This is a genomic window from Neptuniibacter sp. QD29_5 (assembly GCF_047778125.1).
Taxonomy (GTDB): domain Bacteria; phylum Pseudomonadota; class Gammaproteobacteria; order Pseudomonadales; family Balneatricaceae; genus Neptuniibacter.
On record NZ_CP180556.1, the window covers coordinates 1,222,270 to 1,236,582 of the forward strand.

Consider the following 14,313-nt stretch of genomic DNA (forward strand, 5'->3'; position numbering starts at 1 on the left):
GGTCTAGGGATTGTATGATTTTAAACCTAAATAGGGGTGCTTGCGAGGATAGTTTTAGCTTATCCTTATTTATAAGTACTCATTGTGTTGTAAATAAGGTTATGACTCGCTGACTAGGGAATATCTAGTGAGCTATGTTAAGCCGGTAAGTATCTAGATAACAAAAGCTTTCTTATGCGACTATCTTTACCGTTACGCTTTTCCATTCCCGTCATTATTGTGCTTGTTACAGCGCTCATAATTCCTAGTTGCCTTTTATTTGTAGCTCCGATTATTGAGAGGCAGCATCAGTCCTTGTTACAGGCCGAAGCTCAAAATGTTGCTAAGCGGCTTAAAAGTACACTGACTTACCTAGTGGAGAGGGGGGATGCAACAGGTGTAAACAGGGAGTTTCGTCTGAACTTCAAATCAGAGCAGGTAAGTAAGGTTTTGGTGGTGGATTCGGCTAACCTAATTCGTTTTTCATCTCATAGTGAAGATCTAGGTAAAGCCGTAAGTCGGCGTGTCGATGTTCATTTAGATCTCAATACCATTATTCAAGTACGAGAAAGGGAGTTGCAAAAGCATGTCTATTTTGAAAAGGAAAATGTTCTCTATTCACTGATCCCAATAGCTATTCCGGTGTTTGGCTCGCAACAACAAGAGCTGGAGCAAGGGGTTATGATTCTTGCTTTAAGTGATAAGGAAGTGAATGAGGCAATTAGCAAGCAGCTCACTGTCTTGGTTACTGCGCTTTCTATTGCCATGTTGTTCCTAGCGCTGATTTTAATGTTTGCTATCAACCGGATGGTAACTTCTCCTGTGCAGCTGTTGGTGTCAGCGAGTAGATCATTTTCACAAGGGCAGATGACCGCTTTTGATGATCAGGCCGGAAATGATGAATTAGGGACGCTTGGGTCTGCGTTCAGTCAGATGGCAAAGCAGATCTCTTCTATACACGCTCAGCTAGAGGCTAATGTTGATTTGCTGGATGAATTGCTTGAGAACTCACCATCGATGATCGTTATTCGGGATGTCGAAGGCCAATATCTAAGGGCAAACCCTGCTTATCTAAAATTTGCAGGTTTAGCTTCAGTGGATGAGCTAAAAGGTGATAGCGCTGAGAAGGGAGTGCCGTCTGACGTTATCCATGCCTCTCGAGAGGGGGATGCACAAGTAGTTCAGTCGAAGCAGCATTACAGTTGGGAGTTAACTTACGAGTGTGGGGGACAATTTAAGTCTCTTTATAGTGAATGCTTTCCTCTTTTTGATGATGACGGTCAGTTATATGCGGTGTGCACGATCACGACTGATATGAGTGATAGAGCGGAAAAAGATAAAGCCCTTCGTTTAGCTCAATATATTTTTGAAACCACCAATGACGGCATTATCGTCACGGATAAGTACAACCGGATAGTAGAAGCCAATTCAGCATTTGAAAGAGTCACGGGCTATAGCAAGGACGAGGTAATCGGTCAGGCTCCGAATATCCTTAATTCTCATAAACAACCTACATCGTTCTACGAAGCAATGTGGAAAGAGTTGGAAGAGAGAGGGTTATGGTCTGGTGAAATCTGGAATCGAAAGAAAGATGGTCAGATCTATCCCGAGTGGCTCACTGTCAAAGCAATTAAAGATGAGCAAGATAGTGTTACCGGTTACTTTGGCGTATTTACTGATATTTCGGAGCAAAAGAAAACCGAGGCTTCTCTGCGCAACCTTGCTTACTATGATTCTTTGACCAATCTAGCTAACCGAACGTTTTGCAAAGAGCGCTTAGCCCATGACATGGAGTTGTCTAATAGGCATAAAGAGTCTTTAGCTTTGGTGTTCATCGATTTGGATTTCTTCAAGCATGTGAATGATTCCTTAGGTCATGAGTATGGCGATCAATTGCTAGTTGAAGCAGCCAATCGCATTAAAGAAAAAGTACGTAGCTCAGATACAGTGGTTCGTTGGGGCGGTGATGAATTTATCCTGATTCTGCCAGGGATCTTTCAAGCAAATATGGCGTTGGTTATAGCGAACAATGTTTTGGAAGAGCTGAAACGTCCGTTCAGGTTAAAAAATAGCGATGTATTTATTGGGGCAAGTATTGGTATTGCCATGTACCCACATGACGCTGATAGCGCAGAAACGTTGATACAACATGCAGATGCTGCGATGTACAGTGCTAAGAACCGAGGGCGAGATCAGGTATGTTTCTTTGATTCGGAACTGAACCGCAAGAATCTGCAACAGATTCAAATGAAATCTGATATTCGTGCTGCTATTGATGCTGAATCTTTTGAGATTTATTACCAAGCGAAAGTATGTCTTACCTCAAGAAAGGTGATTGGCTTGGAAGCGTTGCTTCGTTGGACTGATTTTGATGGCAATAGCATTTCGCCTGCAGAGTTTATTCCTGTGGCAGAAAATAGCGGATTGATTTTACCCTTAGGGAATTGGGTTTTTTCAACAGTTTGTAAGCAAGTCTATCAGTGGGTGACGCGAGGATTGTTGCAAGAGGGTGAGCGGGTTTCAATCAATCTGTCTCCACGTCAGCTAGCAAGTCCGGATTTGGTTGGCGAATTGAGCAAACAGTTAGATCAATATCCCCTAATCGAAGCTTATCTGAGTATAGAAATTACTGAAACTGCGGTCATTGAGAATATAGATCGAGTTTTACCTGTTCTTGAAGCTATTCGAGCTAAAGGGGTTGCGATCGAATTAGATGACTTTGGAAGTGGTTATTCCTCTCTGAACTACCTACGTCGTTTGCCGGTTGATGTTTTGAAAGTCGATAAAGCATTTACTGCTGAATTAGGCTGTAACAATTCAGAAAAGGCGATCATGGCTACGATCATTTCTATGGCACATACCTTGGGTATGAAAGTGGTTTCTGAGGGTGTTGAAACTGACGAACAGCTAGCGATTTTAACTGAATTGAAGTGCGATACGGCTCAGGGTTTCTATTTCTCTAAACCAGTTCCAATTAAAGAGACAGAAGCGATCTTAGAAACAGGTTTGTGCCGGTAAGTGAATAAGGTTTCACTGGTACAAGTCGCTCTCAACAGGTAGCATAGAGCCAATATTTTTAGACGATATAAGTAGCAAAAGTAGATGAGTTATCAGGTTCTAGCGCGTAAATGGCGTCCTGCTAAATTTCAGGAGATGGTAGGGCAAGAACATGTGCTTAAAGCACTGGTTAATGCGTTGGATGATGATCGTTTACATCATGCCTACCTCTTTACCGGTACTCGTGGTGTCGGTAAAACATCGATTGCTCGATTGTTTGCCAAATCTCTCAACTGCGAACAGGGAGTGTCTTCAACGCCTTGTGGTCAATGTTCTGCTTGTAAAGAGATCGCTGAAGGGCGTTTTGTTGATCTAATTGAAGTCGATGCGGCTTCGCGCACAAAAGTCGAAGATACGCGTGAGCTTATGGAAAACGTGCAATATGCACCGACCCATGGGCTCTACAAGGTGTACCTAATAGACGAGGTGCACATGCTTTCTACTCACTCGTTTAACGCGCTACTTAAAACGCTGGAGGAGCCTCCTCCGCATGTTAAATTCCTATTAGCAACTACTGATCCTCAGAAGCTGCCGATCACAATTTTATCTCGTTGCTTACAGTTCAATCTTAAAAACTTGATCCCAGAGCGAATCGTTAATCATCTAAGAACGGTTTTGACAGCAGAGCAGATCCAGTTTGAAGAGCCTGCGTTATGGCTATTAGCGAGATCAGCAGATGGCTCTATGCGTGATGCAATGAGTTTGACTGATCAAGCGATAGCTTTTGGTGCTGGGCAGATTGGTGAAGCAGACGTTCGTGCGATGTTGGGTACAATAGATCAGCGTTTGGTTTATCAGATGTTGTTCTGCTTAGCGGCATCAGACGCTAAAGGCCTAATGGCTGCAGTGACTGATTTAGCTCAGTTCTCACCTGACTATAATACGGTGCTAGGTGATTTGATCGGTGTTTTACATCGTATCGCGATGGCTCAAACGATCCCAGATGCTGTGGATAACAGCATGGGAGATAAAGATCAGATTATTGATCTTGCCGGTAAATTAACGGCTGAGGACGTACAGCTCTATTACCAAGTCGCATTGATGGGGCGTAAGGATCTTCCTTTTGTTCCTGATCCACGCGAAGGCTTGGAAATGGTATTGCTGAGAATGCTGGCATTTCGTCCAGCGAGTGCTCAGCCGCGCCAAGTTGAGGTCGCATCAAGTTCGCCTCAACAAGTAAGTCAGACCACTACTGCTTCTTTAACTGCGGAAGTGCCTCCACCTGTAGCTGAATCGATCCAACCCGCTCCTGTCGCTCAGGCTCCGGTTGCTCAAGCTGCACCTGCATCTCAATCTGCGCCAATGCAACCGGCTCCAGCGCAAATGGAGAGTCAGCCTCCAGCAGTAGAATCTTCACCGCTGTATGAGCCGCCAGTATCAGATGTTCCTCCTTTAGGACAGGCAAGTCCGATGGCGTCAGTGGCGGAGGTAAGCCCAGCAAAAAAGCCTGAAGCGCTAAATAGCCAAGGAGATGAACCACCTCCTTGGGATATGGATGATGTGGGTGGTTTTGATGATTCAGAATCTTCTAATCGGGCTACAGTAAATTCGTATTCTGAAATGGAAGCAGCGGCTCCTGTTTCAGAACCAGCTCTCCAAACTGAAGTAACAGCAGATATAGGTGAGATATCTAAAACACGTGTTGAGGTTGTAGAGTGTTCGCGTAATTTAGCGGAAGTCTCCCTGCCTGATTGGGTGCATATTAGCCGTAGTCTTGGTCTAAGTGGCATGACCGAAAGTTTGGCGACTCATCTCTCTTTGGAGCAAGTATCGTCTGAATCGATGGTTTTACATTACACCAAAGAGCAGAAGACAATGCTGAACGAAGTACAGTGTCAGCGTATTTCGGATGCATTGAATGGTTACTTTAATAACTCTGTTCAGGTTGAGTTTGTACAAGCTGAACAGCAGCAGGAAACCCCTGCGCAATTTATAAATCGTAAACGAGAAGAGCGTCATCTATTAGCTGTCGAATCTATTCGTAACGATAGTACGGTACAATTACTACAAGAGCATTTTGATGCACGGATTGAACTCTCGTCCGTGGTTCCCATCGATAATTAATTGAGGAAATACATGATGAAAGGCGGTATGGGTAACCTGATGAAACAGGCCCAAAAAATGCAGGAAAACCTGCAAAAAGCACAAGAACAAATCGCACTTGCAGAACAAACTGGTGAGTCTGGTGCGGGTCTTGTGAAAGTTGTAATGAACGGTCGTCACGACGTTAAAAGCATCAATATTGATGACAGCTTAATGGAAGAAGATAAAGAAATTTTAGAAGATTTGATCGCAGCAGCTGTTAATGACGCTGTACGCAAAATTGAATCTTACACGCAAGAGAAAATGTCTGAAGTGACCGGTGGTATGGGAATGCCTCCTGGTTTCAATATGCCGTTCTAATCGATGTCTTTCAGTCCATTAATTCAGCAGTTGATAAACGCTTTACGTTGTTTGCCGGGGGTTGGTCCTAAGTCGGCTCAGCGTATGGCGTTTCATCTGTTAGAACGTGATTCTGAAGGGGCGTTATCTCTGTCTGCAGCGCTTGAAAAAGCGGTTGCAGAAATCGGTCATTGCAGTGAGTGCCGTACCTTATCGGAGCAGGATGTTTGTGATATTTGCCAATCGGAAACGAGAGATAAGCACCTACTTTGTGTTCTTGAGTCTCCAGTAGATGTATTAGCAGTTGAGCAAACGGGTGGGTATAACGGTCGTTATTTTGTGCTCTCTGGGCATCTGTCGCCTATCGATGGCATAGGCCCTGAAGATCTGGGTATTGATCTTCTGTTAGAGAAGGTTAGATCGAACGACATTCGAGAATTAATCCTTGCGACAAACCCTACGGTAGAAGGTGAAGCAACGGCTCACTTCATCGCAGCGCAAGTCAAGGATCTTGACGTAAAGGTTTCTCGGATAGCTCATGGTGTTCCTGTTGGTGGTGAATTAGAGTTCGTCGATGGTGGTACGTTAGCCCATGCTTTAGCGGGCAGGCGTTCTCTGCTTTGAGGTAAGAATCTCCAAATGACAGAATATAGTTGGAAAAAGCTAGAAGTATCTGCAAGAGAGCCTGTCTGGATTCGTTCGGAAGATGTGTTGGTGGAGTGTTGTGATAAATGGCGCAAACTTCCCGTCGTTGCACTAGATACAGAGTTTCAGCGAGTTGAAACGTTTTATCCTATTCCAGGCTTAATTCAGGTTGCTGATGATCAATGCTGCTACTTGATTGATCCATTAGAGATTGAGGATTTCAGTGCTTTAGCTGATCTTTTTGCTGATCGTTCAGTTGTAAAGCTGATGCATGCGGCAAATGAGGATCTTGAGCTATTTTTGAAGATGTTTGGTGTATTACCAACGCCGTTATTTGATACTCAATTAGGTGGTGCAGTATTGAATTGGGGGTTCTCTCTGGGCCTCCAGAGAATGCTTGAGCAAAAGCTGGATATTAAGTTAGCTAAGCATGAGACAACCTCTAATTGGCTTCAGCGTCCTTTGACTGCAAGCCAAGAGTTGTATGCTGCTCTAGATGTTGCGTACCTTCCTGCTATTTACCAGATGCAAAAAGCAGAATTGGATGCCTTGGAGCGATATCACTGGGCAGAGCAAGAGAATGATGCTCTTTTGGCTGAAGCGCTGGTGGATGATGTTGAAGGTTATGGTTATTACCGTCGCTTCACTCAAATGTGGAACCTTCCAGAGCACAAAATGGCGGCCTTGCGTGACTTAACTGCATGGCGCGAACAGATTGCGAGAAAGCGAGATGTCCCACGTAATAGAATCCTTAGAAATCAGGCTTTGTTGCAGATAGTTGAAAAATGGCCACGCAGTTTATCTGAGTTATCGCGACTAGATGAAGTGAAAAAGCGTATACTTCGTACTGATGGTGAAACGATTTTAGGTTTTTTAAAGTCGTGTCAGGAGAGCGCAGCTAAAAACAGCCCTGCGCCCATTCCTAAGCCGCTTCACTTCTTTTGGAATAAGCATATTAAGAAGCTGAAAGCGATTGCCCGTCGTGTTGCTGAAGAACAGAATATCGCTCCGGAAATTTTACTGCGAAGAAAAGAGTTAGAGCTACTTATTCGTTCCGGGGTTGATGAGGGTGAGTATCGCTTGCCTGAAAAAATTACGGCTTGGAGGCAGGAGCTTCTTGCGTCTCAATTGTTAGCCGAATTGCAAAAGATTGAAAAATTAAGAACTGAAGGTGCTTAACCGATGAAAATATGCTCTGTTTACCTGAGCCCACGTAAAGATGAAATGTATCTTTATGTAGATAAGCGAGATCAACTGAGTAAAGTGCCAGAAGCGCTATTAGAAATGTTTGGTTCGCCAAAGCATGTGATGGATATTCCTTTAACGGCTAACCGTGAGTTGGCTAGAGTTGATACTGAAAAGGTGTTGGCTGATCTGGATGAGAAAGGTTATTTCTTGCAGATGCCACCGCCAAAAGATGATTACATGCTGGATCTTCATAAAGATCGCCCGGAAACTGGTGTTCGCTAAGTGGTAGCGCAAGAAGTATTTTGGCGCAGTAAAAGCCTACAGGAAATGAGCTCTTCGGAGTGGGAATCTCTTTGCGATGGCTGTGCGCTTTGTTGTCTACACAAGTTAGAAGATGAGGATACAAAAGAGGTCTTTTATACCTCTGTTGTCTGTCATCTTCTAGACTTTGATACCTGTCGTTGTACAAAATATGAGGAGCGTTGCTCTTTAGTACCTGACTGCGTCAAGCTTACTCCGAAGGATGTTGATGACTTTCATTGGCTTCCGCCAACCTGTTCTTACCGCTTAATTCATGAAGGTAAAGATCTTCCTGAATGGCACCCTTTATTGTCTGGGCGCCAAGAGACGGTGATTGAATCAGGAGCTTCGGTACTAACTTGGTACGAAGTAAAAGATAATGAAATTACTGAAGAAGAATTCGAAGATTATATTCTCGAATAGAGGAAAAGCGCCTAGGGCGCTTTTTTTATGCCTAATATCTAATTTGCTGTTAGTGTTTTCCTAACTTAAAGTTATATTTAGTAGTTGGAGATACTAGCTTTGAGCATTTCTGATCAATTTAATCATCTGCCTATCTTAGAAGATTTAGATGCAATATCTGCGTTCGATTTTGTGCCTGATGTGATCTGGATTTTTGATTTAGATCGACATAGCTTTTGGTGGGGAAATCCGCGAGCACTCGAATTTTGGGGTTTGGGCTCTGTTCAAGATTTAATTGATAAAGATCTATCAGCTGATACTGAAGGTGCACGTAAAAGAACTGAGCAAACTTTCTATAAAGCCTCTACTCAAGGGATGACGGTTGACCCTTGGACAACTTATCCAAACGGAAAACCTAAAACGCTCTTGATGCGACATAAAGCGGTGCTGCTTGGCCCTGAAAAACACCGTGGCATCATTGCATTCATTAGTGAACACGTTGATCTTGGCGAGCAGCCTGAGCATCTAATCTTTTCTGAAGCGATTCGTTATACCTCTGTTGCTGTTACGAGTTTTGATATGGCGGGTGCACTGATGTTTGAAAATCCGGTCTCAGCAGAATTGTATGGGTTTGTTGATGCTCAGGATAATGATGTTTCTGTGTTTGTGCGTCGCTTTCATGATGTCCAAGAAGGTCTAGAGCGTTTAGAGCAGGGGCGGCAGCATCAAGATGGGCAGTATGAGCATCTGATGGTAACCAGTAAGGGGGTACGGCGTCATGTTGTGGATATCCGCACAAGCCGCCATCCATTGACGGGTGATTACATCTTATTAGTATCTGAATATGATGTTACAGATTTACACAATGCGATTCAGCGGGCTGAAAAAGCTAAGGCTAGGTTGGATAAGCTTGCTCATTATGATGCATTAACAGGGTTGCCTAGTTTGCGGTTGTGTCGTGATCGTATGACTCAAGTGATTGCTCAAGCGCAACGGGAGGGGAGTTCAGCTGCGATCATGTTTGTTGATCTCGATGGTTTTAAAGCTGTTAATGATAGTTTTGGTCATGATGCGGGTGATCAAGTGTTGGTTGAATCTGGGAAGCGTTTGGTTCATCAAGTGCGCGCAGTGGATACGGTGGGTCGTATCGGAGGTGATGAATTTATTATCTTAATGTCAGGGATAAAGTCTGCTAAAGATGCTGAAGTCGTTGCATCCAAGATTATTGCTGTGATGAATGAGCCGTTTTCGATCGCTGATATGAATGGCAAGGAACAAGAGGCCTGTATTGGTGTAAGTGTAGGGATTTCGCTCTTAGAGGAAGGGGAGTTGAATAAAAATGCTGAGGTGCTTCTGAGGGAAGCTGATCATGCAATGTATAAAGTGAAGCGCAGTGGTAAGCGTGGATATAGATTTGCTAGCTAAGTTTATTTAACGAAAACAAAAAAGCCGCAATCAATGATTGCGGCTTTTTAGCTTCAACAGGAAGTGATTACTTCTGGTTGTCTAGCTGAGCTTTGATCAGGTCACCAATTGTAGTTGGGCCAGATACTTCAACTTCAGCGTTGCGTACAGCAGAGATTGCTGCTTTCTCTTCAGCCTGTTCTTTCGCTTTGATAGACAGGTTGATAACGCGGTTGCGACGATCAAGAGTGATGATCTTAGCTTCTACTTCTTCACCAACGTTAAGAACAGCAGATGCATCTTCAACGCGATCTACAGAGATCTCAGATACTTTCAGAGTACCTTCGATACCTTCAGCAAGTTCAATAACAGCTGCTTTAGCGTCTACAGAAGTAACTTTACCAGTTACGATAGCGCCTTTGTCGTTAGCTGCAGCGAATTCAGCGAATGGATCGCTTTCAAGCTGTTTGATACCAAGAGAGATACGCTCTTTCTCTGCATCGATAGAAAGGATAACTGCTTCAACTTCTTCGCCTTTCTTGAACTGGCGTAGAGCTGCTTCAGCATCAGCTTCCCAAGTGATGTCAGACATGTGAACAAGACCGTCAAGCTCGTCCTGTAGGCCAACGAAGATACCGAAGTCAGTGATAGTTTTGATAGTACCAGTAACTTTGTCGTTCGCAGCAAACTGCTCAGCGAAAGTAACCCATGGGTTAGCTGTGCACTGTTTGATACCTAGAGAAATACGACGACGCTCTTCGTCTACGTCAAGGATCATAACTTCTAGCTCATCACCGATCTGAACAACTTTAGATGGGTGGATGTTCTTGTTAGTCCAAGACATTTCAGAAACGTGTACCAGACCTTCTACGCCGTCTTCGATAGATGCGAAGCAGCCGTAATCAGTAAGGTTAGTGATGCGTGCCTTGCACTTAGCACCAGCTGGGTAACGTTCTTTGATAAGAGACCATGGGTCTTGAGAAAGCTGCTTAAGACCTAGAGAGATACGACCAGATTCTTTGTCGAACTTGATGATCTTAACAGTGATCTCATCGCCTGGGTTTAGCATCTCGGATGGGTGAGAGATACGCTTCCAAGCCATGTCAGTGATGTGTAGAAGACCGTCAACACCGCCAAGATCGATGAATGCACCGTAGTTAGTAAGGTTCTTAACGAAGCCTTTAACTTCTTGACCTTCTTCTAGAGTAGCTAGTAGCTCATCACGCTGAGCACTGTTAGCTTCTTGAAGAACTGCACGGCGAGAAACAACGATGTTGTTACGCTTAGGATCAAGCTTGATTAGTTTGAATTCAAGCTCTTTGCCTTCTAGGTGATCAACGTCACGTACAGGGCGAACGTCTACCAAAGAACCTGGTAGGAAGCCTTGAATGTTGTTGATGCTAACTGTGAAGCCGCCTTTAACTTTGCCGCTGATGTAACCTTTAACAGTTTCTTCAGCTTCAAATTTAGTCTGTAGAACTTCCCAAGCTTCAGCGCGTTTCGCTTTTTCACGAGACAGACGAGTTTCACCGAAACCATCTTCAACCGCTTCTAGTGCAACTTTAACGTCGTCACCGATTTTGATTTCTAGTTCGTTAGCATCGTTAAGGAACTGAGAACGCGGGATGATTGCTTCAGATTTTAGACCAGCATGTACAGTAACCCAGTCGCTGTCGATATCAACAACTTCACCAATTACCAATTTACCTGGAGTCATGTCTAGTGATTGAAGGGATTCTTCAAACAGATCAGCAAAGCTTTCGCTCATTGAATATGTCCTATATAAGGGCTGTTTTATCTCGCTAAGAATGAGAGATTGGATAACAGCACTTCAGCCTGTAAAACCGGATCTACAGGGTCAGTTTAATTATTATGAAGAGGGCGTTTTGACCGGTGTAGCGCCCAACTCAAAAGAAAATGAGGGCACATTATACAGCAAATTAACAGAGAATGTATAAGGTTTTAGCGCATTATTAAAATGGTTTATCGTAATCGTCTAGGCGAGCGTAAAGCGCTGTTTGGCAAGGTTTAATAACCGTATCGAGGTCTGTTTTTAGCTCGCTGGTTAAATTGCTGTTGTCTTGTTTGCGGAAAAACTGGGTGATAAGGCGTTCTTCGCGAGGAGAATTTGCTGCGATTTCAATACCATCCCCAACACAGAAAGAATATTCAGGCATGTAGGTTTTAACGAGAGCTTCCCGTTCGCTGTCGGATAGGATAAGGCGCTTGCCACCAATAAACTTTTTATACTCGTTGCCAGCAGCTGCGGACATTGCTTCAATTTGTAGGTTTGAGAACCGACGGGCATCAGGCATATCGATAAGCAATGTTTTTAGTTGTTTCTCAACAGCAGCAACTTCTTCTGTAATAGTAAGTGGGGCAAAGTGCTCGTTAAGCTTTTTATACTCTTCAAGTGCAGCGATTTCGGCTTTAAGTCCTTCGATCCTCTTTTTATAAACTTCCTGTTCCTCTAGAAGTTTCTCGTTGTCGGCCATTAACCCTTTAATAACTTTTTGAGTAGGTGTTAGTTTGTCTTGTCCAAAGGTGGCGGGAAGCTGTTTGGTGCCTAGTTCGCCCGTTGTCTCGGTGTGTACATTGCTGGGTAAAACCGTGAAACCAAACTTTTCTAGGTCCTTCAGGTTTTCCTGATGTTGCCCCTGCATTTCGTTATAAGCAAAATAACCGCCGCCACCGAGAATGGCTAATACAATTGGGACGATGATCAGTACTACAAGAAGCTTTCTGGTTTTCATTGTTTACTGCTTTCCTATCCTAGCGGCTGACGTGCTTTGTCTAGAACAGCGCAACGATTTCTCGCTGCGCATAGGGCTTATTTTTGGTCGCTATTTTGTGTTTCGTTAGCTGAATATTGCAGTTGTAGGAACGCGGTATCAAGTAAAATTCGTCCGCTTTCTACTAGCATCGCTTCGGCTTCCGGGTTGATAGGTCGGCCTTGAGCGTCTTTCTCTAGCTCTTCATCAAGTTCTGATAACGATTTGATCGGAGGTAGTTGTTTTTTGCTACGACGACGGTTTTCAGCATTAACTTGCCATTCTTCAGCTTTCTCACGTTCAATCTTAAGCGCAGATTCCTGAAGAGGAATTAGGCTGCTTTCCTTACGAACTTCATTAAGATGCTCAACCTGTTCGCGCATGAAGATAAAGTCAGGATCTGTCAGGCTGCGTGACTGATAGCGTGAGTTAATTTGAGTTAAAAACTGTCTTAGGTTTGGGTATGTGCCATGAGGAGCTGATCTGACTTTGTCCCAAGCAAGTGCTTGATCAAGCGCACTTTCACCAATGATCTCAGGATCATAAAGGGTAGGGAATGTGATATCAGGCATTACCCCCTTATTCTGTGTACTGTCACCTGAAATTCGGTAAAACATTGCGTGGGTTAGTTTAAGCTGCCCATGATTAAGAGGTAGTAGGGTCTGAACAGTACCTTTGCCAAAGGTTTGGCCGCCAATTACGATGCCGCGATTATAGTCCTGAATAGCGCCAGCAAAAATTTCTGATGCAGAAGCCGATAAGCGGTTAACTAAAACGGCCATTGGTCCACCGTAGGACACTTTGGGGTTTAAATCGCGAAGAACCTCTACTCGTCCAGTAGAGTCTTTTACTTGAACGGTTGGGCCGCGTTGAATAAATAAGCCGACAGTGTCGTTTGCTTCACGTAGGGAGCCGCCGCCATTGTTGCGCAGGTCTACAATTAGGCCGTCAACATTTTCATCTTTTAGCTCTTGGATAAGCTTTTCTACATCGCGCGAGGTACTTTTGTAGTCGTTATCGCCACGTTGTAGAGCGGCAAAATCAATATAGAAAGCAGGTATTTCGATAACGCCTAGTTTGAATGGTTGGCCTAAATGTTCAATTTCTAGTACACGCTTTTGAGCGGACTGTTCTTCTAGTTTTACTTTGTTGCGTACAATTTTGACGATTTTAGATGGAATATCTTCACGTTCAGAAGTTTTTACTTCAAGTCTAACTGTCGTGCCTTTAGGGCCTCGAATAAGTTGTACTACATCATCAAGCCTCCAGCCGACGACATCTTCGATATCGCCGTCTTCACCTTGGCCTACACCTATAATGCGGTCGGTCGCCTTCAGTTGGCCGGTCTTTTCTGCAGGGCCTGCAGGAACAAGTCTAACAATCTGTGTAAACTCGTTTTCGCTTTTTAATACAGCGCCGATCCCTTCAAGAGATAAGCTCATGTTGATTTTGAAGTTCTCAGATTTTCTAGGAGAAAAATACTGAGTGTGTGGATCGTATTGTTTAGTAAATGCGTTAGCAAACGACTGGAATACGTCTTCGCTATTTACCTGTAAGCTTCTTTTGAGTTGGTTCTTATAGCGTTTGATCAAAACTTCTCTGGCTTCTTCTTCGGTTTTGTCAGCCAAAAGAAGATTGAGCAGGGCACTCTTGAGTCGACGGTCCCAGAGCGCATTCATCTCGGTTTTGGATTCAATCCATGCTGCGTTTTCTCGATCAGTGTTCAGACTCTCATCGATTGAGAAATCAAAAACTTTGCCTTGTTCTAGTTCATCAATGATGAATTCTAAACGGCCTTCAATGCGCTCTTGATAGCGATTAAAAATGAAATATGCGGCTGTGAGTTCTCCAGAACGAATTTGGTCATCTAGAACCAAACGATATTTTTCGAACTCATCGATATCGCTTTTATAAAAATAGCTGCGTGAAGGGTCTAAGTCTTTAATATATTGATTAAAGATCTGTCCGGATAATGAATCATCCAAATTGACTCTGTTATAGTGGCCTAGTTTGAGCGATTCTGTAATTTCTAATAACGTTTGCTTATGCACAGGCTCGGATTTGAGCGGAGTTGCAAGTGCATTGGCTGTACTTGGAATTAGGAAGGATAACGCAGTAAACAACAGTGGCTTTAATAGCGATCTATGCATAATGTAAGTCTTAATTTAGCGCTCTGGATTTAACT

At 43.7% G+C, this 14,313-nt stretch carries 11 protein-coding genes; 8 read left to right on the forward strand and 3 right to left on the reverse strand.

Annotated features, from left to right (window positions below):
- The first annotated feature begins 174 nt into the window (after window positions 1–174).
- The 8 genes from ACMXYR_RS05590 (at window position 175) to ACMXYR_RS05625 (ending at window position 9,378) form a co-directional block, all read left to right on the forward strand.
- Entirely contained in the window at window positions 175–2,997 is a 2,823-nt protein-coding gene (locus ACMXYR_RS05590) for an EAL domain-containing protein (RefSeq protein WP_415903224.1), read from the forward strand.
- A gap of 84 nt (window positions 2,998–3,081) precedes the next feature.
- Window positions 3,082–5,100 (forward strand): DNA polymerase III subunit gamma/tau, encoded by a 2,019-nt coding sequence (gene dnaX / locus ACMXYR_RS05595; protein ID WP_415903225.1) that lies wholly within the window; start codon window positions 3,082–3,084, stop codon window positions 5,098–5,100.
- Between the two features lie 12 nt (window positions 5,101–5,112).
- Window positions 5,113–5,439, forward strand: coding sequence for a YbaB/EbfC family nucleoid-associated protein (locus ACMXYR_RS05600; protein ID WP_415881753.1), 327 nt, complete (start codon window positions 5,113–5,115; stop codon window positions 5,437–5,439).
- 3 nt (window positions 5,440–5,442) lie between these two features.
- Entirely contained in the window at window positions 5,443–6,042 is a 600-nt protein-coding gene (recR, locus tag ACMXYR_RS05605; protein ID WP_415903226.1) for a recombination mediator RecR, read from the forward strand.
- Window positions 6,043–6,057: 15 nt separating this feature from the next.
- Window positions 6,058–7,242 (forward strand): ribonuclease D, encoded by a 1,185-nt coding sequence (gene rnd, locus ACMXYR_RS05610; protein WP_415903227.1) that lies wholly within the window; start codon window positions 6,058–6,060, stop codon window positions 7,240–7,242.
- A gap of 3 nt (window positions 7,243–7,245) precedes the next feature.
- Entirely contained in the window at window positions 7,246–7,533 is a 288-nt protein-coding gene (locus tag ACMXYR_RS05615) for a YcgL domain-containing protein (RefSeq protein ID WP_415885211.1), read from the forward strand.
- Window positions 7,534–7,974: a YcgN family cysteine cluster protein gene (locus ACMXYR_RS05620; protein WP_415895832.1), complete on the forward strand. Its 441-nt coding sequence runs from the start codon at window positions 7,534–7,536 to the stop codon at window positions 7,972–7,974.
- Between the two features lie 99 nt (window positions 7,975–8,073).
- Window positions 8,074–9,378 (forward strand): diguanylate cyclase domain-containing protein, encoded by a 1,305-nt coding sequence (locus ACMXYR_RS05625; RefSeq protein WP_415903228.1) that lies wholly within the window; start codon window positions 8,074–8,076, stop codon window positions 9,376–9,378.
- 67 nt (window positions 9,379–9,445) lie between these two features.
- On the opposite strand, the gene rpsA is transcribed toward ACMXYR_RS05625, so the two are convergent.
- The 3 genes from rpsA to ACMXYR_RS05640 all read right to left on the reverse strand — a co-directional run bounded on the left by rpsA (window position 9,446) and on the right by ACMXYR_RS05640 (window position 14,278).
- A complete protein-coding gene (rpsA, locus tag ACMXYR_RS05630) occupies window positions 9,446–11,125 on the reverse strand; it encodes a 30S ribosomal protein S1 (protein ID WP_415903229.1) in 1,680 nt (559 codons plus the stop codon).
- A gap of 205 nt (window positions 11,126–11,330) precedes the next feature.
- Entirely contained in the window at window positions 11,331–12,110 is a 780-nt protein-coding gene (locus tag ACMXYR_RS05635) for a hypothetical protein (protein ID WP_415903230.1), read from the reverse strand.
- Between the two features lie 77 nt (window positions 12,111–12,187).
- Window positions 12,188–14,278, reverse strand: a complete 2,091-nt coding sequence (locus ACMXYR_RS05640) for a carboxy terminal-processing peptidase (RefSeq protein ID WP_415903231.1) — start codon at window positions 14,276–14,278, stop codon at window positions 12,188–12,190.
- Between the last annotated feature and the right edge of the window lie 35 nt (window positions 14,279–14,313).

What these genes read in the sequence shown, in the direction of transcription:
- ACMXYR_RS05590 (WP_415903224.1), top strand. Translation starts at nt 175, where the DNA reads ATGCGACTATCTTTACCGTTACGCTTTTCCATTCCCGTCATTATTGTG.
- dnaX (WP_415903225.1), top strand. Translation starts at nt 3,082, where the DNA reads ATGAGTTATCAGGTTCTAGCGCGTAAATGGCGTCCTGCTAAATTTCAG.
- ACMXYR_RS05600 (WP_415881753.1), top strand. Translation starts at nt 5,113, where the DNA reads ATGATGAAAGGCGGTATGGGTAACCTGATGAAACAGGCCCAAAAAATG.
- recR (WP_415903226.1), top strand. Translation starts at nt 5,443, where the DNA reads ATGTCTTTCAGTCCATTAATTCAGCAGTTGATAAACGCTTTACGTTGT.
- rnd (WP_415903227.1), top strand. Translation starts at nt 6,058, where the DNA reads ATGACAGAATATAGTTGGAAAAAGCTAGAAGTATCTGCAAGAGAGCCT.
- ACMXYR_RS05615 (WP_415885211.1), top strand. Translation starts at nt 7,246, where the DNA reads ATGAAAATATGCTCTGTTTACCTGAGCCCACGTAAAGATGAAATGTAT.
- rpsA (WP_415903229.1), bottom strand. Translation starts at nt 11,125, where the DNA reads ATGAGCGAAAGCTTTGCTGATCTGTTTGAAGAATCCCTTCAATCACTA.
- ACMXYR_RS05635 (WP_415903230.1), bottom strand. Translation starts at nt 12,110, where the DNA reads ATGAAAACCAGAAAGCTTCTTGTAGTACTGATCATCGTCCCAATTGTA.
- ACMXYR_RS05640 (WP_415903231.1), bottom strand. Translation starts at nt 14,278, where the DNA reads ATGCATAGATCGCTATTAAAGCCACTGTTGTTTACTGCGTTATCCTTC.